At 73.9% G+C, this 24,044-nt stretch carries 27 protein-coding genes; 13 read left to right on the top strand and 14 right to left on the bottom strand.

Annotation, left to right across the window (positions count from 1 at the left end):
- Positions 1–39: 39 nt before the first annotated feature.
- The 7 genes from OM98_RS01125 to OM98_RS01095 all read right to left on the bottom strand — a co-directional run bounded on the left by OM98_RS01125 (position 40) and on the right by OM98_RS01095 (position 5,840).
- Complete coding sequence (locus OM98_RS01125) at positions 40–384, bottom strand: Rv3654c family TadE-like protein (RefSeq protein ID WP_010532716.1); 345 nt, start codon at positions 382–384, stop codon at positions 40–42.
- Complete coding sequence (locus OM98_RS01120) at positions 381–797, bottom strand: TadE family type IV pilus minor pilin (RefSeq protein WP_010532715.1); 417 nt, start codon at positions 795–797, stop codon at positions 381–383. Before OM98_RS01120 ends, OM98_RS01125 begins: the two co-directional genes overlap by 4 nt.
- Complete coding sequence (locus tag OM98_RS01115; protein ID WP_010532714.1) at positions 794–994, bottom strand: DUF4244 domain-containing protein; 201 nt, start codon at positions 992–994, stop codon at positions 794–796. The genes OM98_RS01120 and OM98_RS01115 overlap by 4 nt, the downstream gene beginning before the upstream one ends.
- Before the next feature lie 188 nt (positions 995–1,182).
- Complete coding sequence (locus OM98_RS01110) at positions 1,183–2,268, bottom strand: type II secretion system F family protein (protein ID WP_010532713.1); 1,086 nt, start codon at positions 2,266–2,268, stop codon at positions 1,183–1,185.
- Positions 2,265–3,548 carry a TadA family conjugal transfer-associated ATPase gene (locus OM98_RS01105; RefSeq protein WP_010532712.1) on the bottom strand — a complete coding sequence of 428 codons (1,284 nt, stop codon included), beginning with the start codon at positions 3,546–3,548 and terminating at the stop codon, positions 2,265–2,267. The genes OM98_RS01110 and OM98_RS01105 overlap by 4 nt, the downstream gene beginning before the upstream one ends.
- Positions 3,545–4,651: a CpaE-like family protein gene (locus tag OM98_RS01100; protein ID WP_010532711.1), complete on the bottom strand. Its 1,107-nt coding sequence runs from the start codon at positions 4,649–4,651 to the stop codon at positions 3,545–3,547. Before OM98_RS01100 ends, OM98_RS01105 begins: the two co-directional genes overlap by 4 nt.
- Positions 4,652–5,042: 391 nt before the next feature.
- The gene (locus OM98_RS01095; RefSeq protein WP_010532710.1) at positions 5,043–5,840 is read right to left on the bottom strand and encodes an exodeoxyribonuclease III; all 798 of its coding nucleotides are present in this window, start codon (positions 5,838–5,840) and stop codon (positions 5,043–5,045) included.
- Positions 5,841–5,920: 80 nt separating this feature from the next.
- On the opposite strand from OM98_RS01095, the gene OM98_RS01090 reads away from it, so the two are divergent.
- Together OM98_RS01090 and pyrE are read left to right on the top strand one after the other, a co-directional pair.
- Positions 5,921–6,769: an SDR family NAD(P)-dependent oxidoreductase gene (locus tag OM98_RS01090; RefSeq protein WP_010532709.1), complete on the top strand. Its 849-nt coding sequence runs from the start codon at positions 5,921–5,923 to the stop codon at positions 6,767–6,769.
- Between the two features lie 25 nt (positions 6,770–6,794).
- Entirely contained in the window at positions 6,795–7,388 is a 594-nt protein-coding gene (gene pyrE, locus OM98_RS01085; RefSeq protein WP_010532708.1) for an orotate phosphoribosyltransferase, read from the top strand.
- Between the two features lie 22 nt (positions 7,389–7,410).
- On the opposite strand, the gene ypfJ is transcribed toward pyrE, so the two are convergent.
- Positions 7,411–8,307, bottom strand: a complete 897-nt coding sequence (gene ypfJ, locus OM98_RS01080; protein ID WP_010532707.1) for a KPN_02809 family neutral zinc metallopeptidase — start codon at positions 8,305–8,307, stop codon at positions 7,411–7,413.
- Between the two features lie 130 nt (positions 8,308–8,437).
- On the opposite strand from ypfJ, the gene OM98_RS01075 reads away from it, so the two are divergent.
- From OM98_RS01075 to fbaA, 3 genes are all read left to right on the top strand, one after another.
- Entirely contained in the window at positions 8,438–9,136 is a 699-nt protein-coding gene (locus tag OM98_RS01075; RefSeq protein ID WP_010532706.1) for a DedA family protein, read from the top strand.
- Positions 9,133–9,789: a TrmH family RNA methyltransferase gene (locus OM98_RS01070; protein WP_010532705.1), complete on the top strand. Its 657-nt coding sequence runs from the start codon at positions 9,133–9,135 to the stop codon at positions 9,787–9,789. Before OM98_RS01075 ends, OM98_RS01070 begins: the two co-directional genes overlap by 4 nt.
- 143 nt (positions 9,790–9,932) lie before the next feature.
- Positions 9,933–10,964 carry a class II fructose-bisphosphate aldolase gene (gene fbaA / locus OM98_RS01065; protein WP_010532704.1) on the top strand — a complete coding sequence of 344 codons (1,032 nt, stop codon included), beginning with the start codon at positions 9,933–9,935 and terminating at the stop codon, positions 10,962–10,964.
- Between the two features lie 188 nt (positions 10,965–11,152).
- On the opposite strand, the gene OM98_RS01060 is transcribed toward fbaA, so the two are convergent.
- The 6 genes from OM98_RS01060 to OM98_RS01035 all read right to left on the bottom strand — a co-directional run bounded on the left by OM98_RS01060 (position 11,153) and on the right by OM98_RS01035 (position 16,174).
- Positions 11,153–11,476 carry a DUF2516 family protein gene (locus OM98_RS01060; protein WP_010532703.1) on the bottom strand — a complete coding sequence of 108 codons (324 nt, stop codon included), beginning with the start codon at positions 11,474–11,476 and terminating at the stop codon, positions 11,153–11,155.
- 76 nt (positions 11,477–11,552) lie between these two features.
- Entirely contained in the window at positions 11,553–12,854 is a 1,302-nt protein-coding gene (locus OM98_RS01055) for an FUSC family protein (protein ID WP_010532702.1), read from the bottom strand.
- The gene (locus OM98_RS01050) at positions 12,851–13,294 is read right to left on the bottom strand and encodes a hypothetical protein (RefSeq protein ID WP_010532701.1); all 444 of its coding nucleotides are present in this window, start codon (positions 13,292–13,294) and stop codon (positions 12,851–12,853) included. The genes OM98_RS01055 and OM98_RS01050 overlap by 4 nt, the downstream gene beginning before the upstream one ends.
- Before the next feature lie 133 nt (positions 13,295–13,427).
- Positions 13,428–14,558, bottom strand: coding sequence for a CAF17-like 4Fe-4S cluster assembly/insertion protein YgfZ (gene ygfZ, locus OM98_RS01045; protein WP_033194800.1), 1,131 nt, complete (start codon positions 14,556–14,558; stop codon positions 13,428–13,430).
- 4 nt (positions 14,559–14,562) lie between these two features.
- A complete protein-coding gene (locus tag OM98_RS01040) occupies positions 14,563–15,219 on the bottom strand; it encodes a heme-binding beta-barrel domain-containing protein (RefSeq protein WP_010532699.1) in 657 nt (218 codons plus the stop codon).
- Between the two features lie 196 nt (positions 15,220–15,415).
- The gene (locus tag OM98_RS01035) at positions 15,416–16,174 is read right to left on the bottom strand and encodes a hypothetical protein (RefSeq protein ID WP_010532698.1); all 759 of its coding nucleotides are present in this window, start codon (positions 16,172–16,174) and stop codon (positions 15,416–15,418) included.
- A gap of 152 nt (positions 16,175–16,326) precedes the next feature.
- Between OM98_RS01035 and mshD the strand changes: the two genes are divergently transcribed.
- The 8 genes from mshD to pstB all read left to right on the top strand — a co-directional run bounded on the left by mshD (position 16,327) and on the right by pstB (position 23,918).
- On the top strand, positions 16,327–17,208 hold the full coding sequence (gene mshD, locus OM98_RS01030) for a mycothiol synthase (RefSeq protein WP_029362609.1): 882 nt from the start codon (positions 16,327–16,329) through the stop codon (positions 17,206–17,208).
- 2 nt (positions 17,209–17,210) lie between these two features.
- Positions 17,211–18,155, top strand: a complete 945-nt coding sequence (locus OM98_RS01025; protein ID WP_010532696.1) for an NUDIX hydrolase — start codon at positions 17,211–17,213, stop codon at positions 18,153–18,155.
- A gap of 97 nt (positions 18,156–18,252) precedes the next feature.
- The gene (locus tag OM98_RS14625; protein ID WP_010532695.1) at positions 18,253–18,804 is read left to right on the top strand and encodes a DUF4190 domain-containing protein; all 552 of its coding nucleotides are present in this window, start codon (positions 18,253–18,255) and stop codon (positions 18,802–18,804) included.
- 281 nt (positions 18,805–19,085) lie between these two features.
- Positions 19,086–19,391, top strand: a complete 306-nt coding sequence (locus OM98_RS15405) for a hypothetical protein (protein ID WP_139017533.1) — start codon at positions 19,086–19,088, stop codon at positions 19,389–19,391.
- A 270-nt stretch (positions 19,392–19,661) separates the two neighbouring features.
- Complete coding sequence (gene pstS, locus OM98_RS01010) at positions 19,662–20,795, top strand: phosphate ABC transporter substrate-binding protein PstS (RefSeq protein ID WP_010532693.1); 1,134 nt, start codon at positions 19,662–19,664, stop codon at positions 20,793–20,795.
- Positions 20,796–20,901: 106 nt separating this feature from the next.
- A complete protein-coding gene (pstC, locus tag OM98_RS01005; protein ID WP_010532692.1) occupies positions 20,902–21,924 on the top strand; it encodes a phosphate ABC transporter permease subunit PstC in 1,023 nt (340 codons plus the stop codon).
- Between the two features lie 7 nt (positions 21,925–21,931).
- Positions 21,932–23,104 (top strand): phosphate ABC transporter permease PstA, encoded by a 1,173-nt coding sequence (gene pstA, locus OM98_RS01000; protein ID WP_010532691.1) that lies wholly within the window; start codon positions 21,932–21,934, stop codon positions 23,102–23,104.
- Positions 23,105–23,132: 28 nt separating this feature from the next.
- Positions 23,133–23,918, top strand: a complete 786-nt coding sequence (gene pstB, locus OM98_RS00995) for a phosphate ABC transporter ATP-binding protein PstB (protein ID WP_010532690.1) — start codon at positions 23,133–23,135, stop codon at positions 23,916–23,918.
- Positions 23,919–24,044 lie beyond the last annotated feature (126 nt).

Genomic DNA, 24,044 nt, shown 5'->3' with positions numbered 1-24,044 from the left:
GCGGAAGCCGGGCTCGGCGACCGTGCCCGTCGCCCACCGTCACGGCTCCGACCCGGGCCGCTGCTCGGGACCGGGGCCGGCGCGGGAGCGCGCGGTGGCGGTGCCGAGCACGCCGGCATCGACCTCGATGCGCACCAGCACGTCCCACTCCCGGCGTTCGCAGGCGTGCAGCACGGCGTCGTTGCGGGCCGCGGCCTCCCGGGCGACGGCGCAGGGGTCGGCGGAGCCGGTGGCCAGCGCGTCGGCGGCGGCGAGGGAGGAGAGGTCCGCGGCGGTCTCCGCGCGGGACTCGGCGAGCAGCCCGGTGCCCAGCAGGCCGAGCCCGGCCAGGGCGGTGATCATCGCCCCGGTCCAGGCCAGCACCCCGGCGGCGCCGGTGCTCACGGCGCACCTCCCGTCGGTCCGGCCCGGGCGTCGAGCAGCTGCGGCTCCCGCCGCGCCTCGGCGTCGGCGAGCAGGCCCACGGTGGCGGAGCCGACGGCGGGGGAGGCCAGGCGCAGGCTGCGGTGGGCCTCGACCCGCACCCACTCGCCCTGGACCCTCACCGTGATGGTGGTGCCGGACCCGCCGAGGCGCTCGGCCACCGCCGCGGCGGCGGACTCGTCCTCCCCGCGGGCCAGCTCCCGGGCGGCCCCGCGGGCGGCGCTCTCCAGCCGCACCTGGGCCCCGATCGCGCCGCCGGCCAGCAGCACCACCAGCACCATCGTCACCACCACGGGCAGCACGATCGCCGTCTCCGCGGTGGCGGAGCCCCGCTCCTCCCACAGCCGGGAGGAGCGGGGACGCCGGGCGGTCACGACCCCTTCGACAGGGCCGAGGTGATGATGCCCATCAGCAGCTCGCGGACCTCCCCGGAGGCCAGCAGCGCCACCAGCACCGCGGCGAAGCCGCAGGCGGCGAGCACGGTGATGGCGTACTCCGCGGTGGAGGCACCGGTCTCGTCGCGCAGGGCGGCGGCGAGACGGGTGCGCAGGCGGGTGAGGGTGAGGGACATGGGGTCCTCCTTTCTCGGGGGCGGCGCTGCCGCCCGGGATGGGCGGCAGGTCCGCCCGGGGCGGGCCGGTCTCGGCCCGCCCACCGGGGATCTCCCGGTGGTCGCGGGTCCGGGGGAGGACGGGGATGTCAGGGAGGACGTCGGGGTGGCGGCTTCCGCGAGGACGGGGCGCACAGCGGAGGCACGCATCAGGCACCGACCAGGGCGATCGTGCCGCCGAGCAGGGAGGCGACGGTGGGGACGATGCCGAGCACGACGAAGGCCGGCAGCAGGGTGATACCCGTCGGGAGCACCAGGGACACCCCGAGCCGGGCGGCGGCCTCCTCGGCCTGGCGGGCGCGGTCGCGGCGCAGGTCCCGCGCGGCCGAGCGCAGCACCCCGGCGAGGTCCGCCCCGGACTCCTCGGCGAGAGCGGCGGACTCGCCGAGCCCCCGCAGGTCCGCAGGCAGGGGATCGGCGGCCTGCGGGGCCGGCACCCCGGCGCGCAGGGCACGTGCCAGGCGGTCCAGGGCGGTCCGGTCGGGGCCGGGATCCAGGGCCGCGGCCACCGCGGAGCAGGCCGCCGCCAGGGGCAGGCCGGAGGCCAGCGCGCCCGCCACCAGATCCAGCAGCACCGAGGGATCCACGCGGGCCGTCCGCGGCGGATCGGCCCGGCGCAGCAGTCGGCGCATCCACACCCATCCGGCCACCGTGAGGGCGACGCCCAGCAGGCCCAGCAGGCGACCCGGGGCGGTGCCCAGCAGCACGCCGAGCGGGTCGCCCCCGAGCAGGGCGCCGAGGCCGAGACCCACGAGCGGCAGCACCAGCAGGATGCGAGCCGTCGACCGCGGCCCGGCGAAGGCCGTGCGCCGCGCCCCGGCGGCCGCGTGCAGGTCGCGCAGGGCCGCGGCGAGCGAGGTCAGCACCGTCGCGGTGGGCGCCCCGGTGCGGTCGCAGACCACCAGGGCGGCATCGAGGGAGCAGATCATCGGGGTGTCCCGCAGTCGCGGCGGGGCGGCACGGCGGGCACCGCTGCCCCCGGCGGCGCCGCGGGCCAGCTCGGCGAGCTCCCCCTCGGGCAGGGAACGCGCCACGGCCGCCCACGCCCGTCGCAGTCCCGCCCCGGTGCCGAGCACCGTCGCGAGCCGCTCCACCAGCCGCGCCACGTCCAGCGTCCCCGCCGGGGAGGCGCGGCGGACGGGGTTCGGCGAGGACGGCGCAGGAGCGGGGGCCGGTGGGGCGAGCACCCAGAGCAGCACCCCGGCCACGGCCAGCAGGATCAGCACCGCGCTCATGCCGCCCGCCTCCCGTGGCGGGCGGGCACCGCGACCCCGACAGGAACCTGCGCAGAGGCATCATCCGCGGGGGCGGCGACGGACGCCGTGCGCGCATCCGCGGCCGTCGCGGGTCCCGGCGCCTCCGTCAGCGGCACACCGAGCCGCCCGCGCAGCTCCTCCCAGGCCGGGCCGGGCCGCTGGCCGTCCGCCCCGAGGTCCAGGGCGGTGCGGGCCGCCAGCAGTCCCTGCGGGTCGCGCTCCAGCAGCGCCACCTCCCGCAGGCGTCGCACGCCGCCCTCCCGGTCCAGGTGCAGCACCACCGCCAGGGCGCTCGCCGCCTGCGCGGCCAGGGCCGCACGATCCAGCCCGCCGAGCGCGCCGAGGGCCTCCAGCCGGGCCGGCACGTCCCGTGCCCGGTTCGCGTGCACCGTGCCGCAGCCGCCCTCGTGGCCCGTGTTCAGCGCCTGCAGCAGCTCCCGGATCTCGCCGCCGCGGCACTCGCCGAGCACGATCCGGTCCGGTCGCATCCGCAGGCTCTGGCGCACCAGCACGGTGAGGTCCACCCCGCCCGCGCCCTCGCTGTTGGCGTGCCGGGACTGCAGGTGGACCACGTGCGGATGGTCGACCTCCAGCTCGAGCACGTCCTCGACCACCACGATCCGCTCCCGGTGCGGCACCGTGGCCAGCAGCGCCGCCAGCAGGGTGGACTTCCCGGTCCCGGTGCCGCCGGTCACGAGGAAGGGCACACGGGTCGCCACCAGGGCGTCCAGCACCTGGCGCGCCGCCCCCGGGAAGGCGCCGCGACGCTGCAGCGCATCCAGGTCCAGTCGCTGGCCACCCGGAAGGCGCAGGGAGATCACGGTGCCGGCGGGGGACAGCGGCGGCAGCACCGCGTGCAGGCGGATGCCCGAGGGCAGGTGCGCATCGGCCCAGGGCACCGCGTCGTCCAGGCGCCGACCCCCGGCCGTCGCCAGACGCACGGCCAGCTCGCGGGCCTCCTGCGGGCGCAGGCGCAGCGCGTCGCGACGCAGCCCGGTGGAGTCCTCCACCCAGACCGTGCCGTCGCCGTTGACCAGCAGATCGGTGACGCCCTCGGCGACCAGCGGTTGCAGCGGACCGAGGCCCTCCACGTGATCCCGCAGCCGGGCGGTGAGGTCCAGCATCGCGCCCGCCCCGACCACCTGCCCGGCCTCCCGCAGCAGCCGGGACACGCGCGCCACGTCCACCGCCCCCGGATGTCGCACCAGGTCCGCGCGCACCCGCTCCAGCAGCGATGCCTCCTCCGGTGCCCCGTTCACGGTCGGTCACCGCCCCGCGCCTCGCGCAGCAGCGCCCGGCAGCAGCGGTCCGCCCCACCGCGCTGCACGTCCAGCAGCGGTACCACCCCGGGGGCGGAGTCGCGGAACGCCCCGGCCAGTGACAGGGCGAGATCCTCCGCGACCTCCCGCGGGGCGAGCGGTCCGCCGCGGCGCACCACCACCTCGGCCAGCCCGGCGGGCAGGCGCCACGCCCCCAGGCGGCGTCGGGCCGCCGCCACGGCGTGGTCGGTGCCGGGCACGACCAGCAGCAGCCGGTCCAGCTCGGGCCGGGCCGCCGGCACCAGCTCCACGGCCAGATCCACCACCACCGTGCCGCCCCGGGCGGCCAGGGCGGGCAGGACCCGGGCCAGACGTTCGGCGTCGGCGCCCGCGCCTCGGCCGGCGACCAGGAGCGCCACCTCGTCCACCCGGAGCAGACCGCGCCCGAGGGCCTCTGCATCCTCGGCGCCCAGGGCGGCGGCCTCGTCCCAGCCGAGGCCCCCGTGCCACGGCTCCTCCACCAGCACGTCCAGGCCCCCACCGAGCGGGTCGGCATCCACCAGGGTCACCGGTCCCTGCGCGCGGGCGGCGGCCGTCAGCCGGGCGGCGAGGCTCGAGGCCCCGGCCCCGCCGCAGCCGCCGGCCACCCCGATGACGAGGGCCCGGTCGCGGGGCCGGGCCAGGTCGGCCAGCAGACCCAGCAGGACCTCGGACTCCGACGGCAGCCGCAGCAGGGCCAGGGCACCCAGCCGCAGCGCCGCATCCCAGCTCCGATCGGGCACGGGCCCGTCCGGGGCCAGCACCACCAGCGGTGCCGAACCCTCGGGCAGGTGCAGCTCCGTCAGCCCCGCGGCCTCGGCCAGCTCGGCGACCACCTCACCGCCCCCGGTGGTCACCCGCAGGCCCGCGGCCGTCGCATGATCGGCCAGCAGGGCGGCCAGCTCACCGTCCCCGCCGTGCCAGCGGATCCGGGGGACGTCGGCCTCGCCGGCCCGGGGGAAGCTCGCGGGATCCCGCGGCGGCACGGCGGCCGGTGCGGCGTCGCGCGGACGGCTCACCCAGCCCCGCGGGCCGGGGGAGTCAGGAGCGGATCTGCTGGTCATGCCAGCCATCGTGGCGGGGATCCGGCACCCGGACGAGTGTCTCAGGGTCCGCGGTGGACGACACCCGGATGGGGAGGAACGGACATGGCGGACCACTCGCGTCGACCCCTTGCGCGACCCCACCGGCGGGCGTAGTGTGATCTGCACAACGACGAATACCGGCATCGGAACCCACGTGCGACTGGTCCCCGCAACGGACCGGCTTCCAGGCGTCGACAGCGCCACGGAAGCCATCACGAGGAACACGCCTGATCCCGATGCAGAGGCTCGTCAGGAGCGGCGACACGGACCCCGTGCCGCCGCTCTTTCTGTCTGCCCTGCTCGAGTCCGTTCTGCTCCGGTCCGCCGCGCGATCTCCGGTTTCGCCGCGACCTCCGACGGCCCCGCGACCTCAGAGGTCGAGGTCCACCACCACCGGCGCGTGGTCCGAGGCGCCCTTGCCCTTGCGCTCCTCACGGTCGATGAAGGACCCCGTCACGGCGCCCTGCACGGCGGGGGAGCCGAGCACGAAGTCGATCCGCATGCCCTCCTTCTTCGGGAAGCGCAGTGCCTGGTAGTCCCAGTAGGTGTACACGCCGGGGCCGGGATGCTCGGGGCGCACCACGTCGGCGAAGCCTTCCTCGACCACGGCGCGGAAGGCCGCCCGCTCGGGACCGGTGACATGGGTCTTCCCCTCGAAGGCCGCCATGTCCCACACGTCCTCGTCCTGCGGGGCCACGTTGAAATCGCCCACGAACACCGCCAGGGCGTCCTCGTCGGCGGCCAGCTCGCGCTCGCCCTCGGCGCGCAGCGCCTCGAGCCAGCGCAGCTTGTAGCCGTAGTGCGGATGGTCGAGCTCGCGTCCGTTGGGCACGTACAGCGACCAGATCCGCAGGCCCTCGCCGACCACGCCGCTGAGCGCCCGCGCCTCCACCACGCCGTCCTCCTCCGGCCAGGTGGGCACGCCCGGCAGTTCGCGCTGCACTTCGTCCAGGCCCACCCGGGAGATCAGTGCGACCCCGTTCCACTGGTTCAGGCCGTGGGCGGCGACCTCGTACCCCGCCGCCTCGAGCGGCGCCAGGTCGAGCTGGGCGGGCTTGGCCTTGATCTCCTGGAGGGCGAGGACGTCCACCTGGTGGCGTTCGAGGAAGGCCACCACGCGCTCCGTCCGGGCCCGCAGGGAGTTGATGTTCCAGGTCGCGATGCGCATGCGCCGATCCTACGGGCCGGCCCCGACACGAGATCCAGGGACCGCCCATCGCCCCGCGCGAGGAGTCCTACACTCGGCCCATGGCTCGCGCACTCGTCACCGGATCCACCACGGGGCTCGGCCTGGAGTTCGCCTGGCAGCTCGCCGGCACCGGGCACGACCTGGTGCTGGTCTCCCGCGACGAGGAGCGCCTGCAGACCGTCGCCGAGCAGATCCGCGACGTCCACGAGGTCGAGATCGAGGTGCTGCCCGCCGATCTCTCCGACCGGACACGGCTGGACAAGGTCGCCACCCGCCTCACCGATCCCGTCGCCCCTGTGGACCTGCTGGTGAACAACGCCGGCTACGGGCTGCGCGGCGGCTTCCTCGAGGTGGGGATCGCCGACCACGAGAAGCAGCTCGACACCCTGATGCGGGCGGTGCTGGTGCTCAGCCACGCGGCTTCCTGCTCGATGGTGCAGCGCCGCCGCGGCGCCATCATCAACGTCTCCTCCCTTGCCGGCTACACCACCGCCGGCCCCTACGCCGCCTCCAAGAGCTGGGTCACCGTGTTCACCGAGTCCCTGGCGATGGAGCTGCAGGGCACCGGCGTCACCGCCACCGCGCTGCTGCCCGGCTTCGTGCAGACCGAGTTCCACGAGCGGGCGGCGATGAACATGGAGGGCCTGCCGCGGGTCACCTGGCTGAAGGCGCCCTACGTGGTGGAGCAGGCCCTCAAGGACGCCGCCAAGGGCACCGTGCTGTCCATCCCTTCGGTCAAGTACCGCACCGCCGGGGAGGTCTCCCGGATCGCCCCGCGCCCCGTGGTGCGGGCGCTGACCTCCCCGAACTGGTACCACCGGATGCGGCAGCGGGCCGTGCTGAAGGCCCGCCGTCGTGCCTCCCGCAAGACACTGCGCGCCCCCTGGCAGCGCGAGGACGAGGAGTGAGCGTCCGGGCCTCTACCCTGGGGGCATGAGCGAGCAGACCCTCCCCGCACCCCGTCCCGAGGCCGCCGCCGACCGCGAGCGGTTGCGCGAGCTGATCCGCGACCTCGCCGTGGTGCGCGGCCGTGTCACCCTCTCCTCCGGGGTCGAGGCCGACCACTACGTGGACCTGCGCCGCATCACCCTGCACCACGAGGCCGCCCCGCTGGTGGGGCGCGTGATGCGGGACCTGCTGCGCTCCGAGGGCCTGGTGCCCGGCATCGAGGCCGTCGGCGGGCTCACCCTGGGCGCCGACCCGGTCGCCACCGCGATCCTGCACGCCTCCGCCGCCGAGGGCGCGGACCCGCTGGACGCCTTCGTGGTGCGCAAGGCCAACAAGGCCCACGGCCTGCAGCGCCGCATCGAGGGGCCGGACGTCGCCGGGCGCCGCGTGCTCGCCGTCGAGGACACCTCCACCACCGGCGGCAGCGTCCTCACCGCCTGCGAGGCCCTGACCGAGGCCGGGGCCGACATCGCCGCGGTCGCCGTGATCGTCCACCGCGCCGAGGCCTCCCGTCGCGCCGTCGAGGAGGCCGGGTACCGCTACCTGTCCGCCTACGACATCGACGAGCTGGAGATCTGAGCGCCGCCCGCCGCGCGGGGGCTCATACCTCGGCGGCGGAGAAGGTGTCGCAAGAGGCGACGGTGCCCTGCTCGTAGCCGGTGAGGAACCAGCCGCGACGCTGCTCGGAGGAGCCGTGGGTCCAGCTCTCCGGCTGCACCTCGCCGCCGGAGACCTCCGCCTGGATGTGGTCGTCGCCCACCGCGGAGGCCGCCGAGAGCGCCGAGTCGATGTCCGCCTCGGTGAGAGGCTCCAGCATCGTCACCCCCGCCTCGTCGGTGGTGGGGGAGGCGTGGTGCGCCCACACGCCGGCGTAGCAGTCGGCCTGCAGCTCCAGCCGCACCCCGTCGGACTGCGGGCCGGTGCCGGAGCGGTCGATCCGCTCCATGGTGCCGTCGAGGTTCTGGACGTGATGGCCGTACTCGTGCGCCACCACGTACATCTTGGCCAGCTGCCCGCCGTCGGCGCCGTACTGCGCCTGCAGGGAGCCGAAGAAGTCGGTGTCCAGGTAGATGGTGGTGTCCGCCGGGCAGTAGAAGGGGCCGACGGCGGAGGTGGCGCCGCCGCAGCCGGTCTGCACCGAGTCCTCGAACAGCAGGGCCTGCGGCTCGGCGAAGTCGATGCCGGCCTCCGGTGCCAGGGTCGACCACAGCGAGTCGGCGGACTCGATGGTGGCCTGCACCAGGCAGTCGTCGCGGGCGTTGGCGTCGGCCCCGTCCTCGCAGGCCTTCAGCGGTCCCTGGGAGGTGGAGCCGCCCGATCCGGTCGACCCCTCCAGCAGTGTCAGCGGGTTCCCGCCCAGCAGCGTGTACAGCACGATCACGACCAGCAGCAGGCAGCCGCCGCCCCCGCCGATCGCGATTCCCTGGCCGCCCGGCATGCGGGAGCCGGCGCGGCCGGTGTTGCCGGAACGGATCTCGGCGTCGGGGTTGAAGGTCATGCCCGCAGAGTAGACGCAGATGTGGAGGTCCTGGGCGGTGTCCGGGGATACCCGGGGTGCGCCGGGGGACCTCCCGGATCACGGCCCTACGATGAGCCGGTCCGACCCCCGTGCCCCGAGGAGGCGCCCCATGAACCTGGTCGAGTTCGCCCTCGCCGTGATGGCGCGCCTCGGTGAGCCTGGCGTCGCGCTGCTGATCCTGCTCGAGGGCGTCTTCCCGCCGATCCCATCCGAGGTGATCCTGCCGCTGGCCGGGGTCGCCGCCGCGAGCGGCGAGGCCACCTACCTCGGCATGCTCGCGGCCTCCGTCACCGGCTCGATGGGCGGGGCCTGGCTGCTGTACGGCCTGGGCCGCGCGCTCGGCCCGGAACGGCTGCGGGCCCTGTTCCTGCGGCTGCCGCTGCTCAGCGTCGACGACTACGACGCGACCGTGCGCTGGATGGAGCGACACGGCCGCGCCGGGATCTTCCTGGGCCGCTTCGTGCCGGGCGTGCGCTCGCTGATCTCCATCCCCGCCGGGCTGTACGCGATACCGTTCGGGGTGTTCTCCCTGCTCACGCTCGCCGGCAGCACGATCTGGAACACCATCTTCGTGAGTGCCGGCTACCTGTTGGGCAGCAACTGGACCGTGATCGAGCCCTGGACCGACACCCTCTCCCGCCTCGCGTACGCGGTGATCGCCCTGCTGGCGGTCTGGACGGTGGTGAAGCTGGTCCGACGGGAGCGGCGACGCCGCGCCCTCGGCCTGCCCGACCCCGACGACGCCCTCCGCCGGGCCGCCGCGGACCCCGAGCGGCCGGAGCCCGTCGGTGAGGGGGAGCCCCGATGACCGCGCCCCGGGACGACCAGCACGGTCCGCAGTCCCGGGAGGTGGGGGTCGGCCCCCACCCCGAGCCCTGGCCCGAGGACCCGCGGCTGGACCCGCGCCTGCTGGCCGAGGGGGACCGCCGCAACGTCGAGGACCGCTTCCGCTACTGGCGGCGCGAGGCGATCGTCGGCGAGCTCGACACCCGCCGCCACGAGCTCCACGTCGCCATCGAGAACCTCGAGCACGATGCGAACATCGGCTCGATCGTGCGCACCGCCAACGCCTTCGCCGTCGGTGCCTTCCACATCGTCGGCCGTCGCCGCTGGAACCGCCGGGGGGCCATGGTCACCGACCGCTACCAGCACGAGATCCACCACCCCGACGCCGCCGCTCTCGTCGCCTGGGCCCGGGAGCAGGGGCGGCCCCTGGTGGCCGTGGACCTCGTCGAGGGCGCCCTCCCGATCGAGCACGTGACCCTGCCGCGGGACGCGGTGCTGGTGATGGGGCAGGAGGGCCCCGGCCTCAGCCCCGAGCTGGTCGCGGCCGCGGATCTCGTCGTGGGGATCACCCAGTTCGGCTCCACCCGCTCCATCAATGTGGCCGCCGCCGCGGCCATCGCCATGCACACCTGGGTGCGCCAGCACGCGGCGCTGCCGGAGGGCCCGCTGCGCTGACCCTGCGGGGCCGTCCACGACGGGACCTCGGGCACGGGCCACCCATGTGCCCTGTGGAACAATGAACCCGGACGCACGACCCGTCCCGGCGCCCCGCGCCGGGAGTCGTCCCCGTACCTCTCGCCAGCGAAGGAGAATGCCAGATGGCAGTCGCAACCCCCGATCAGTACGTCGAGATGATCAACCGGGCCAAGGAGGGCAAGTTCGCCTACCCGGCCGTGAACGTCTCGAGCTCCCAGACCGCGATCGCGGCGCTGCAGGGCTTCACCGATGCCGGCTCCGACGGCATCATCCAGGTGTCCGTCGGCGGCGCCGAGTACCTCTCCGGGTCGACCGTGAAGGACCGCGTGGCCGGCTCCATCGCGCTCGCCGAGTTCGTGCACGCCGTGGCCGACAACTACCCGATCACCGTCGCCCTGCACACCGACCACTGTGCCAAGGGCAACCTCGAGAGCTGGGTCGAGCCGCTCATCGAGTGGGACCTCGAGAACCGCGTCAAGAAGGGCCTGAACCCGCTGTTCCAGTCCCACATGTGGGACGGCTCCGCGGTCCCGGTCGAGGAGAACCTGGAGATCGCCCAGCGTCTGCTCGCCAAGTGCGCCGAGGCCAAGAAGATCCTCGAGATCGAGGTCGGCGTCGTCGGCGGCGAGGAGGACGGCTATTCCGCGGACGTCGACGAGTCCAAGCTGTTCTCCACCCCCGAGGACGGCCTCAAGACCGCCAAGGCCCTCGGCCTCGGCGAGAACGGTCGCTACCTGACCGCGCTGACCTTCGGCAACGTGCACGGCGTGTACAAGCCGGGCAACGTGAAGCTCACCCCCTCGATCCTGCTGGACATCCAGAAGGCCGTGGGTGAGGAGTACGGCACCGAGATGCCCTTCGACCTGGTGATGCACGGTGGCTCCGGCTCCACCCTGGAGGAGATCCAGGAGGCCGTGGACAACGGCGTCATCAAGATGAACATCGACACCGACACCCAGTACGCCTTCACCCGCCCCGTGGCCGGCCACATGTTCGAGGAGTACGAGGGTGTGCTGAAGGTCGACGGCGAGGTCGGCAACAAGAAGGCCTACGACCCCCGCGCCTGGGGCAAGAAGGCCGAGGCCGGCATGGCCGCCCGCGTGGCCCACGCCTGCGAGAACCTGCGCTCGGCGGGCACCTCCCCGACCGCCTGATCGGCAGCTGAGCCCCGCGGCACCGCCGCGGGGCGGCAACGGAGAAAGGGATGCCGGTGTGCAACGAACCCCTCACGGGGCTCGGCTGCACACCGGTATCCCTTTCTCCGTCAGCAGCCGTGGGCGGAGAGGCCGCGACGCGACGGCCGGCCCGACGGGACGGCGCGGTCAGGCGGAGTGGTCGGGCGTCACCAGCGGTTGCCGGCGGCGCGGCCCATGACCCGCTTCAGCGCGGGCAGCACGTCGGCCAGGAAGATGCCGGCGATGATGATCCCGCCCAGCATGAACAGCAGCGAGGGGCTGCCGGAGCCCAGGGGGTAGGGCAGGGACAGGAAGCCCAGCAGCACGGCCAGACCCGTCAGCGCGCCCCAGAAGCCCTTGGTGCGCTTGCCCGCGGCGACGTAGGCGTCGGCCCGGAAGCGCAGCGCGTTCACCAGCGCCCACACCTCCACCGCGAACAGGGCGAGGGCGAGGACGGCGAAGATCCACGTCTGGATGGCGGCGATCAGCATCCCGCCAGCGTACCGGGGCCGTCGTTGCTCCCCTGCGAGCCCGGTGGACGGGACGGCGCCCGCGGCGGGCGCCGTCTCAGCGGCGCCGGGAGGGGTCCGAGCGGTCGGTGATCAGCAGCTCGAGCGCCTGGGTGGTGGCAGGCGGCTCGACCGCCGCCATCTCCTGGGTCATGGGGCGCGGGCCGATGGTGTCGCCGTCGGCGGCCACCAGCAGGCTGGGCAGGAAGCGCTTGGCGTCGGCCGGGTCCAGGCCCGTGGCCTGCAGCATGTCGATCGCGAGGGCGCGCAGCTGGATCACCAGGCTCACGCCCTCGAAGTGGCCGGCCCTGCCCGGGCGCAGCCCCTTGTCGTTCTTCAGCAGCAGCTCGGGGGTGAGGTACGCGGTGAACAGCCGCAGGGCGCGGCGGGCCGCGGTGAAGTCCACCTCGTCGTGGCCGACGGCACGGCGCAGCTCCCCGACCGCGTCGCGCGCCGCCACCAGGGCGTCGGCCAGCGTGGTGTGGGGGTCGCCGTCCACGGCGTCCAGGAACTCGGTCTCGGTGCGGGCGATCACCCGGATGTTGCGCATCGCCCGGTCCGAGCCCACCAGCAGGTGCTGCAGGCGCTGGATGTCGTCGGCGTGGCGAAGCCCGGTGGGGGAGTAGGAGGCGAGCTCGTCGGCGGCGTCGTTCGCGGTGCGCCACTCGTCGGTGAATCCCTGCGAGCTGGCGCGGATGCTGCGCAGCGCCGCGCGGGAGACGCTCGCGTCCCCGGTGCGGGCCGCGAGCGCCAGCGAGACCAGCGTGTTCTCCAGCTCCCGGTAGAAGGAGCGGGCGGCGCGCCGCTGCACCTTGCGCGGGTCGCCGGAGAGCAGCAGGTACACGACGATCGCGACGGTGACGCCGGTGAGGGCGTCCAGCACCCGTCCGCCGGGGGTCATGGTGGGGGTGACCGGCATGATCATCACCAGCAGCGACTGGATGGACATCTGGAAGCCCAGCAGCACGCTCTGGTCGATGAAGCGGGCGATCAGCCCCGCCACGATCACCACCACCGCGATCTGCCAGGTGCCCGAGCCGATCGTGGCGCGGGCCAGCTCCCCGATGAGCACGCCGAGCATCACCCCGACGGCCAGCTCGGCCACCTTGCGCACCTTCTTCTCGGTGCCGAAGCCGATGATGATGAAGGCGACGATGGCGGAGAAGAAGGGGTACTGGTGACCCCACAGCAGGCTCGCCACGAAGTAGGCCAGCGCCGCGGCGACGGCGGCACGGCCGATGGAGATGCTGTCGCGGCGGCTGCGGCGCAAGCCGTCGGAGAGACGACGGCGCACCCCGCTGCGCAGCCGCTCGCCCAACGGCAGGGCGGCGGTGGAGGTGGGAACGGGTCCGGTGCTCATCCGATCACCGGGTCCTGGGTACGACGCTCCAGCAGCTCCGCCAGGTCGATGGTCTCCCCGTCGCGGGCGCCGCGGCCCACGACCAGCGGCGCCTCGGCGGGCTCCGGGGTGGCGCCGCGCAGGCGGGCGCCCAGGCCCCCGTCCACCCGCATCAGATAGAAGTTCGCCGCGGCGTCCACCGCGAGGGTGCGGTCGGGCTTGAGGTACCAGCCGGTGAGGGACGTGCGCACGGGGCGGCCGCCCCCGATGGGGAGGGCCCGCAGCGGGCGGGGCTCGATGCCGGCCTCCCGCCAGCGGGCGACGGCCTCCCGGATCAGGGCAGTGGCCTGCTCGTGCTCGCGCCGACGGGACGCCTGCAGCGCCGCTTGCTGGGCGGCGATCACCTCGTCCCGGCTGCTGCCGGTCCCGGATCGCTGCGATGACGGTGTGCTGCCCTCCATGCCGTCCATCATCCCAGCCACCCCCGACGAACGGGGCGCGACGAGGTGGAGGGATCGTGAGGGGCGTGCACCGGCCCGGGAGGTTCCCGGCTCACCGGACGCCGGGCGGGATCGGGGCCCGGCGCGGCGGCGGTCAGAGCTTGGCGGTGGACGGGCGCTGCCCGTGCTCGCGCGGCAGCACCACGGCCTCCTGGGAGGCGTCCAGCCACACGGCGTCCTGCGCGCCGTCGGCCGTGGTCACGGGCACCGCGACCGCCAGCTCCGCCTCGATCGGCACGGCGCGGCGCACCACGGCCAGGGCGATCGGGCCGAGGTCGGCGTGCAGCGCGGTGGAGGTGACGGTGCCGACGACCTTCCCGCCGGTGCCCTCTCCGCCCCCGAGGCGGACCTCGCCGCCGGGCCGCACGGGCACGTCCTGCGAGCCGTCCAGGTGCAGCATCACCAGGCGCCGCGGCGGCTGGCCCAGGTTCATCACCTTCGCCACCGTCTCCTGGCCGCGATAGCAGCCCTTGGCGGTGTGCACGGCGGTGCGGAGCAGGTCCAGCTCGTGGGGGATGGAGCGCTCGTCGACCTCGCGGCCGAAGCGGGCGCGATGGGAGGCGATCCGCACGGCCTCCCAGGAGGACATCCCGGCCAGGTGCTCACCGTGCCAGGGGAGCGCGGCCAGCTCCGCGGCGGGCAGCAGGGTGAGCACGGTGGCGACGGCGTCCCCGGGGTCGGGCCCGTAGGCCACGCCGCCCGGCGCCACGCTCGGCCAGTCCTCGGCCCAGACGGCCGCGGCCTCCGGCAGGCCCAGCTCGGGCAGCACCTCGGCGGCGGGGGCGGTCGCCCCGAGCACGCGCAGGTCGTCCCGGTCGGGGATCTCGACCCGGGCGGCGAAGCGCATCATCTCCAGGTAGCGCCGCAGGCCCGCGCGGGCGCCGGCGTCGAGCACCAGCAGCACGGTCTCCTCGGCGGCGACCACCGCGGAGGCCAGGTGCTCCACCCGGCCCTGCGGGGACAGCACGGCGAGGCTGAGCGAGCTGTCGACCGGCACCCCGGTGAGGACCTGGGAGGTGACGGTGGTCAGCCAGGAGCGGGCCTCGGGGCCGGACACCTCGAGCACCTCGAGCTGGCCGAGGTCCACCACGGCGCGGCCGCGCAGCAGACGGCGCTGCTCGCGCAGGGGGGCGCCGTAATGCTCGGGCACGGCGGCGTCGGGGCCCTCGCCGAGCACCGCGGAGGGGCGCAGCAGGGGGGAGACATCCCGGGGTTCCGGGGTCACCGGCTCAGACACGGTCGAGCTCCAGCGAGAGGTAGGGGACCAGGCCGGCACCGGGCCAGTCGGCGGCCTCCTCACCGGTGTTCGCGGTGGCCTGCTCGGGCGCGCGCTCCCACAGCCACATCAGGCGACCGCCGACGTAGCCGAACATGCGGGTGTCGGCGACCGGGGAGCCCGGGCCGGAGCCCTGGCGGGCGAGCTGGATGCGGGGGCCGCGGACCTCGCCCGCCCACTCGTGCTCCACGCCCTCGCTGCCCAGCACGGCGCTCAGCCCGTAGGAGACCACGCCCTCGGGGTCGCCCGGCTTGGCCTGGCGGGCCCGTTCGAGGTCCTGGCCGGGCAGCGGCTCGCCGACGGTCCAGAGGCCGGTCTCGCGCAGCAGCAGGGAGCGCTGGCCGGTGCCGGGATCGGCGGGGGCCGGGGCGTCCTTCTTGGCGAAGGAGCTGGTCGGCGGGATGGGAGCGGGGGTGTCGACGAGGTGGACCAGGGAGGTCCAGGACATCGTGCCGTCCTCGCGCGCCGTGCAGGTGAGCTCCTGCTCGATGCGGCGGTCCCCGGCGTCGTCGCCGGGGCGGTGCAGGGCACCTTCGCCGCGCCAGGTGCCCATCAGCCAGGCCAGCGGGTACAGCGACTCGGGGAGGGAGGGGTCGAGCGTGATCGGCATCAGCGCCTGCTCAGCGGTCGAAGAGGCGGCGGATCACCAGCACGGTGAAGGCGAGCGTGCCGACACCGACCAGCACCACGAGGCCCAGAAAGAAGAGGGAGAGGAAAGACATGGCGGCAGTCTATCGGGGATCGCCCGCCGCGGCGGCGCTCCGCGCGGGCTGGTGAGCGGTCGCGGGGTCCGGCTCGGACGGGCCTCAGAGGAGAAGGGTGACGGCCAGGAGGGCCACCACGCCGACGGTGGCGACGGGGCCGGCGGCGACCGCGAGCGTCGGGCCGGGGCGGCGGGAGACCAGGGTCGAGCCCAGCAGCAGGTGCGTACAGCTCGCCCCGACGGCCACGACCAGGCCCAGCACCACCCCGGGCAGCAGGTCCAGCCCGTCCAGCCCGCCCAGCTGCGTCGTCAACGCCAGGCAGGTCCCGGCGCCCGCGAGCACCGCGAGGACGAAGCGGACGACCGTGGGCAGGGGCGTCGCGTCGATCAGCAGGGTCGCGGCGAGACCCGCGGCGACGGCGGTGACCAGCCAGGACATGCCCTCCACCTGCACCTGGGACTGCGCGATCACCCAGCTGGCCCCGAGGGAGGTGACGAACACGCCCGCCACGGTGCCGGTGAGGGAGGCGGTGAGGCCGTCGCGCACCGGACGACACATCTGGTGGATGAAGGAGGCCAGCACGCCGCCCGCGCAGACGATGAGGATGCCGGTGACCGGGGAGATCCGCTCGGGGGCCAGCACCGTGATCAGGGCCGAGGCGGCGCCCGCGGCGGAGACCACGATCCGGGTGCCCAGCGGGGAGGGCAGCTCCAGCAGCGCAGGCCAGGCCAGGCCCACCATCAGCCCCACCAGGGCGACGGCGATCGCCATCAGCAGCGGGGAGAGGTGGCCGGTCAGGGTGATCACCGTGAGCAGGAGCGCCAGGGCGGCTCCGAGCGGCGCGCGCTCGGGAGCGGTCATGGGGCCTCCTTCGTCGACGGGCGGGCCGGTCGGTCCGCGGGCGCCGTGATCGCGGCGGGTCCCGCGGCGTCCGACGGGGGTGTCCGTCGGCGCTACAGTGGCAGTCTACGAGTCCGCTGGTGATGGCGGCGCATCGCGTCGGGAAGGACCTCATGATCACCACCGATGCCCTCACCGCGGATCGCCGCGGCGCCGTGGGCGCGCTCCTGGAGGCCGCGACCACCCACGACGGGGTCGCCCCGCTGGACGAGGCGGCCCGCCTCGCCCTCGCCGGCCCCGGCGCCCACCACCTCCTGATCGAGCAGGACACCGAGCAGGATGTCTCTTTGGTCGGCTACGCCGGCGTGCTGGCCGATGGCACCACCCAGGGCATGGTCCACCCGGACCACCGTCGCCGCGGCCACGGCACCGCCCTGCTGCGGGCCGCCCTCGCCCACCGGTCGGACGCCGGCGTCTGGGCGCACGGCGCCCTCCCGGCCTCCCTGGCGTTCCTGGAGGCCCAGGGCCTCACCGAGGTGCGGCGACTGCTGGTGTTGCACCGTCAGCTCGGCGCCGAGCACCCCCTGCCGCCCGTGCCCGCCCCCCGGCTCGCGGACCTGCGGATCAGCACCTTCGAGGTCGAGCGGGACGCGGAGGACTGGCTCGCGCTGAACGCGAGCGCGTTCGCCGACCATCCCGAGCAGGGCGCCCTCACCCGCGCCGACCTCGACCGGCGCCTGGCCGAGCCCTGGTTCGACCCGGAGGACCTGCTGCTGGCCCGCCACGAGGGCGAGCTGCTGGGCGCCGTGTGGACCAAGCGCACCGCCGAGAGCGCCGCGGCGGAGATCTACGTCGTCGCCACCGCCCCCGCCGCGCAGGGGCAGGGCGTGGCCGGGCACCTGCTGGGTACCGCCCTGCAGCGCCTCGCGGACCGCGACGTGCCCGGCGTCGAGCTGTACGTCGAGGGCGACAACGCCCCCGCGCTCGCCCTGTACGAGCGCTGGGGCTTCACGACCGCCGAGCAGCACGTCCAGCTGCGGGCCGAGGAGGGCTGAGCATGCGCGTGGACCCGTCGACCGCCCCTCCCGTGCTCGCCGCCGGGGCCCTGGCCTGGCGCGAGGGCAAGAAGGGCTTCGAGGTGCTGCTGGTGCACCGCCCCCGCTACGACGACTGGTCGGTGCCCAAGGGCAAGCTCGACAAGGGCGAGACGTTCCCGGCCGCGGCCGTGCGGGAGGTCGCCGAGGAGACCGGCTACCGGGTGCGACTGCAGCGCCCGCTGCCCGCCTCGGTGTACCTGCTGCCCGACGGGCGCACCAAGATCGTGCAGTACTGGACGGCGACGGTGAGGGCCAAGGTCGCCGCGGGCGCCGAGGACCCGCGCGAGATCGACCAGCGCAAATGGCTCTCCCTCGACGAGGCCGAGCGGCGCCTGACCCGCCAGAGCGACCAGGTGCTGCTGGCCGCGCTGCGCCGCTACCTGGAGGCCGAGGAGCTGGACACCGCCGCCATCATCATCCAGCGCCACGCGGCGGCGCTCTCCCGCGCCAAGTGGCGCAAGGGCGAGAAGTCGCGGCCCCTGAACGCCAAGGGCAAGAAGCAGGCCGCGGCGCTCCCGCCGCTGATCGACGCCTTCGACCCGGGTGGCGTGGTCACCAGCCCCTGGAAGCGCTGCCGGGCCACGGTGGAGGGCTTCGCCCGGGCACAGGGCATCGACGTCACCACGAAGTCGGAGCTCACCGAGGCCTCCCACGCCGACCACCCCACCCGCACCGGCGCCGTCATCGAGCGGGTGCTGCGCGAGGCGCGCTCGGTGGTGGTGTGCACCCATCGGCCGGTGCTGCCCACGGTGCTGCAGGTGATCCGGCAGGTCTCCGTGCACGGCGCGGCGCTCGAGCTGCCCCGCTCGGACCCCTACCTCGCGGCGGGGGAGGCGATGGTGCTGCACGCGACCTCGCAGGGCAACGTGGTCGCGGTGGAGCGGCATCTCCCCAACATCGGCTGAGCTCCCGCGGCGTGGACGGCCCGGGACGGCGAACCCGGCATCCGTAGGATCGGGGGCGATCCGCCCCCGACGGCGGCCCCCATCCCGAAGGACACCCGTGACCTCCTCGAACTGGAACTCCGAGCCGGACCCCTCGAAGCCCCGTGAGGACACCTCGATCCCGAGCGCCTCCGATCCCGCCGCGGGCTCGGCCCCCGATGCCTCCGGGGCCCCGTCCGTCGGCTCGGCCGCGGACCCCTACGGCCAGTCCGGAAGCCCCGTGCCGCAGTGGGCCTCCTCGCCCGCCCCCGCGGGGCAGCCCTCCCCGGCGGTCGGCGTCCCCGGCCACGGGGCTCCCGGCTACGGCGCCCCGGCCGGCTTCGCGGTCGCGCCCCCCACCTCGGGCATGGCCGTCGCCGGATTCGTCGTCAGCCTGGTGTCTCTCTTCCTTTGCGCGGGCATCACCGCGCCGGTGGCTCTCATCCTGTCGATCCTGGGCATGAAGAAGACTGCTCCGGATGCCCAGCCTCCTGCCGGAGGTCGCGGGCTCGCCATCGCGGGGGTGGTGATCTCCGGTATCGGCGTCGCCATCCTGGCGCTGTTCCTCATCTGGATCATCGGGTTCGCTGGGCTGGCCGTCCTCATGGGCACCTCCACCTCGACCTCCTGAGCGAGAAGGACGAGTCCTCGATGAGCTCCTCCGACTGGTACCCCGAGCCCCGGGACGATCGCCCCGGCGCACCGGACCGGGCGTCCGATCCGTACGGCGCCCAGGCCCCGTACGGTCCGCAGGACCCCCACGGCGCCCAAAACCCCTACGGCGCTCAGGATCCGTACGGCTCCCGGGATCCGTACGGCTCGGCGAGCCCGTACGGCGCGGGCGACCCCTCCGGGCCCGCCCCCGGCGTCCCGGCGTCCTCGGCGCCGGCACCGGTCGGGGGACGACCGGGCGTGGCGGGAGGCCCCCCGATCTACTACGTCGCGCCGCTGCCCACCCCGGGTTTCATCATCGCGGGATTCGTCCTCGGCATCGTCTCGATCACCTTCTGCGCCGGGCTCACCGCCCCCTTCGGGCTCTACTACTCGATCCGGGGGATGCGCGCCGCGGCCCCCGGGGCCGAGCCCCCGGTGGGCGGCTACGGCCTGGCCATCGCCGGGCTCGTCACCTCGATCCTCGGGATGGTGGCGCTGCTGTTCATGCTGGCCTACTTCGTCCTCATCGCCGTTCTGGCCCTCAGCGCCCCGAGCGGGTACTGAGCCGGTCCCCACGCCGGACGGCAGCGGTCGTCCGGCCGTACGGCCCCGGAGCCGATCACGGTCCGGTCACCTCCGTGACTGGACCGTGACCCGTTCCGCAGCACCCCTGTTTTCGTGCCCTGGCCTGGCTGTTCATCCGCCGGTGGAGCCTGTTCATCCCTCGTTCACATGCGCGGGGTCGGGCGGACACCTGCGCTCCCTAGCGTCACCGCTGTCAGACGATCTCGCAGGACATCCCTCCCCGGGCCTCCGGCCCCGAAAGGACACGCAGTGAACGTGCGCTCGAACAAGATCGCCTCCCTGGCCGCCCTCGGCCTCGTCGGCGGTCTCGCCCTCACCGCCTGCGGCGGCGGCTCCTCCTCCGACTCCGGCTCCGGCGCCTCCGACTCCGGCGCGAACGGCGGCTACGCCGAGCTCACCGGCAACCTGCCCGGCGCGGGCGCCTCCTCCGCCCAGGCCGCGCAGACCGCCTGGACCGAGACCTTCATGGGCCTGGTGCAGGCCGAGGGCGGCGACCTCACGGTCACCTACGACCCCACCGGCTCCGGCACCGGCCGCGAGCAGTTCCTCACCGGCCAGGTGCAGTACGCCGGCACCGACGCCGCCCTGGACGAGGAGGAGCTCGCCGCCTCCACCGAGGTGTGCAACGGGGAGCAGGCCTTCGACCTGCCCGTCTACATCTCCCCGATCGCCGTCGTGTTCAACATCGAGGGCGTCGACTCCCTGAACCTCACCCCCGAGGTCGTCGCCGGCATCTTCGCCGGGGACATCACGAACTGGAACGACGAGGCGATCGCCGCCGACAACCCCGACGTCGAGCTGCCCGACCTCGAGATCGTCCCCGTCCACCGCTCGGACGACTCCGGCACCACCGAGAACTTCACCGAGTACCTCTCCGAGACCGCTCCCGACGCCTGGACCCACGGTCCCGTCGAGACCTGGCCCATCTCCGGCGGCCAGTCCGGCGACGGCACCTCCGGCCTGATCTCCACCGTCGAGGGCGGCAACGGCACCATCGGCTACGCCGACGCCTCCCAGGCCGGCAACCTCGGCACCGCCGCCATCCAGGTGGGCGAGGAGTTCGTCTCCTACAGCGCCGAGGCCGCCGCCGCCGCGGTCGACGCGTCCCCCCGCGAGGAGGGCCGCGAGGAGAACGACATCGTCGTCGAGCTGGACCGCACCACCACCGAGGAGGGCGTGTACCCGATCGTGCTCGTCTCCTATCTCGCGCTGTGCGGCTCCTACGCCGACTCCGCCCAGGGTGAGGCCGTCAAGGCCTACGCCTCCTACATCGTCTCCACCGAGGGCCAGCAGGTCGCCGCCGAGAACGCCGGCTCCGCCCCGCTGTCCGAGGAGCTGAGCAGCGAGGCGCAGGCCGCCATCGACGCGATCTCGGTGGGCTGACACCTCCCGTGACGCACGACGTCGTGCCGCCGGGTCGAGCGATTCGGCCCGGCGGCATCGACGTGCCATCCCCTCCGTCCCGCGCCCCGCGAGGAAGGCCCCACCCATGAGCACCACCGACGCCGCCGAGGAGAGCAGCTCCTCGGCGTCCACCCTGCGACGGGGAGGACGACGCTTCGGCGACTCCCTGTTCTCGGTCCTGAGCATCGGATCGGGCCTGCTGATCTTCCTCACCCTCGCCGCGGTCGCGATCTTCCTGACCAACGAGTCGGTGCCGGCCCTCCTGGCCAGCGAGGAGCTCGCCGGGTTCCTCAGCAACGCCGAGCCGGACTTCTCGCTGATCAGCTACACGGCGCCGTACATCTTCGGCACCATCCTGGCGGCGGCCCTCGCCCTGGCGATGGCGATCCCGGTCTCGCTGGGCATCGCGCTGTTCATCTCCCACTACGCGCCGCGGCGGATGGCCGCGGGCCTGGGCTACATGATCGACCTGCTGGCCGCCGTGCCCTCCGTGGTCTACGGCCTCTGGGGAGGCATCTGGCTGGTGCCCAAGCTGGAGCCGCTGTACACGCTGCTGAACGAGACCCTGGGCACCTTCCCGACCTGGCCCGGTTTCGTGCCGTGGGTGGGCGGCGAGCCCGTGGTCGCCCTGTTCGCCGGCGACCCCACCGCCCCCATGAACAACCTGGCCTCGGCCTCGATCGTGCTGGCCGTGATGGTGCTGCCGATCATCACCGCCGTCTCCCGCGAGGTGTTCCTGCAGACTCCGCGCCTGCAGGAGGAGGCCGCCCTGGCCCTCGGCGCCACCCGCTTCGAGGTGGTCAAGACCGTGGTGCTGCCCTTCGGCCGCAGCGGCGTCGTCGCCGCCTCGATGCTGGGCCTGGGCCGCGCGCTCGGCGAGACCATGGCCGTGCTGATGATCCTGGCGCCGGGCGCCACCTTCTCCTTCCACATCCTCGAGGTCGGACGCCACCAGTCGATCGCCGCGAACATCGCCTCCCGGCAGGCCGAGGCCTCGGGTGTGGACATGTCCCTGCTGATCTTCACCGGCCTGGTGCTGTTCGTGCTGACGTTCATCATCAACGCCATCGCCCGCTGGATCGTCGCCCGCAGCGGCGTCAAGAGCTGAGGTCCCGATGAGCACCACCACCTCTCCCGAGTCCACCGCGCAGGCGGTGCGGCCCACCGATGAGCGGCGCCTGCCGATCCTGCACCTGATCGCGATGGGGGCCGTGGCCCTTGTCCTGGCCGCCGTGATCCTCGCGGTCCTCGGCACGCTCAGCGTCGCCGGCGTGCTGATCCTCGGCTACGTGCTGCACCTGGTCCTCGCCTACGTCTACTCCCGCATCCGGGAGGGCCGGCGCTGGGCCGCCGACCGGGTGATGTCCCTGGCCGTGATCGGTGCCTTCGCGATCGCGATGTTCCCGCTGCTGTCGCTGCTGTGGGAGGTGGTGATCCGCGGCGGCGCACGCGTGGTGGCCGCCTCGCCCACCCCCTTCGCCTTCTGGACCTCCGACATGTCGGGGATCATCGGCGGCGCGGACGCGGGCGGCGTGCTGCACGCGACCATCGGCACCCTGCTGATCACCCTGTGGGCCTCGATCATCTCGATCCCCGTCGGCCTGTTCACCGCGATCTTCCTGGTGGAGTACGCGGACACCGGCTGGCGGCGCACCCTCGGCAAGGGCGTCACCTTCCTCATCGACGTGATGACGGGCATCCCCTCGATCGTGGCGGGCTTGTTCGGCCTGGCCCTGTTCCTCACCTTCATGCCGGCCGACGACCAGTCGATGCGCATGGGCATCATGGGCTCGGTGGCTCTGTCGCTGCTGATGATCCCCACCGTCGTGCGCTCCAGCGAGGAGATGCTGCGCCTGGTGCCGATGGACCTGCGCGAGGCCGCCTACGCGCTGGGCGTGCCGAAGTGGCTGACCATCGTGCGGGTGGTGCTGCGCACCGCCATCGCGGGCCTGACCACCGGCGTCACCCTCGCGATCGCGCGTGTGATCGGCGAGACCGCCCCGCTGCTGCTCACGGTCGGCATGGTCACCGGCATCAACTGGAACATGTTCGACGGGCGCATGGCGACGCTGCCGACGTTCATCAACCAGCAGTACCGCAGCGGCTCCGCGACCTGCCTGAACGAGCAGGTCACCAACCCGATCAACGGCGAGGTCTACGCCTGCTCGGTCTCCACCAACATCGACCGGGCCTGGGCCGCCGCCCTCACGCTGATCATCATCGTGATGGTGCTGAACGTGGTCGCCCGCCTGATCAGCCACTACTTCTCTCCGAAGACCGGCCGCTGAGCCGGCGCCCCCGCGAAAGGACCCAGAGATGGCAGCCCCCCAGCCCATCAATGTCGACAGCCTGAACATCTACTACGGCGACTTCCTCGCGGTGGAGGACGTGACGGTGCAGATCGAGCCGCGCTCCGTGACCGCCCTCATCGGCCCCTCCGGCTGCGGCAAGTCGACCTTCCTGCGCACCCTGAACCGGATGCACGAGGTGATCCCCGGGGCCTATGCCGAGGGCACCGTCGAGATCGACGGCGAGAACATCTACCACCCCAAGGTGGACCCGGTGAACGTGCGCCGCCGCGTCGGCATGGTGTTCCAGAAGGCCAATCCCTTCCCGACCATGTCGATCCGCGACAACGTGCTGGCCGGCGTGAAGCTGAACAATCGACGCATCTCCAAGAAGGACGCCGACGAGCTGGTGGAGACCTCGCTGAAGGGCGCGAACCTCTGGGAGGAGGTCAAGGACCGCCTGGACAAGCCGGGGATGGGCCTGTCCGGCGGCCAGCAGCAGCGCCTGTGCATCGCCCGCACCATCGCGGTGCGGCCCGAGGTGGTGCTGATGGACGAGCCCTGCTCGGCCCTGGACCCGATCTCGACCCTGGCGATCGAGGACCTGATCCACGAGCTCAAGGAGAGCTACACGATCGTCATCGTCACCCACAACATGCAGCAGGCCTCCCGGGTCTCGGATCGCACCGGGTTCTTCAACATCGCGGGCACCGGCAAGCCGGGCCACCTCATCGAGTTCGACGACACCCAGAAGATGTTCACGAACCCCGAGAACAAGCAGACCGAGGACTACATCTCCGGCCGTTTCGGCTGATCGACGAACTGTGAGCCGCACGGCGGGCGCGAGGGACGAGTGCCCGGTGTGCGGGGAGCGGGAGGAGATCAGCTGGGCAGACCTGGTCTGATCGACGAACTGTGAGCCGCACGGCGGGCGCGAGGG

The sequence above is a fragment of the Brachybacterium squillarum M-6-3 genome, from assembly GCF_000225825.1.
Taxonomy (GTDB): domain Bacteria; phylum Actinomycetota; class Actinomycetes; order Actinomycetales; family Dermabacteraceae; genus Brachybacterium; species Brachybacterium squillarum.
This window is presented reverse-complemented; position numbering and strand designations above follow the sequence as displayed.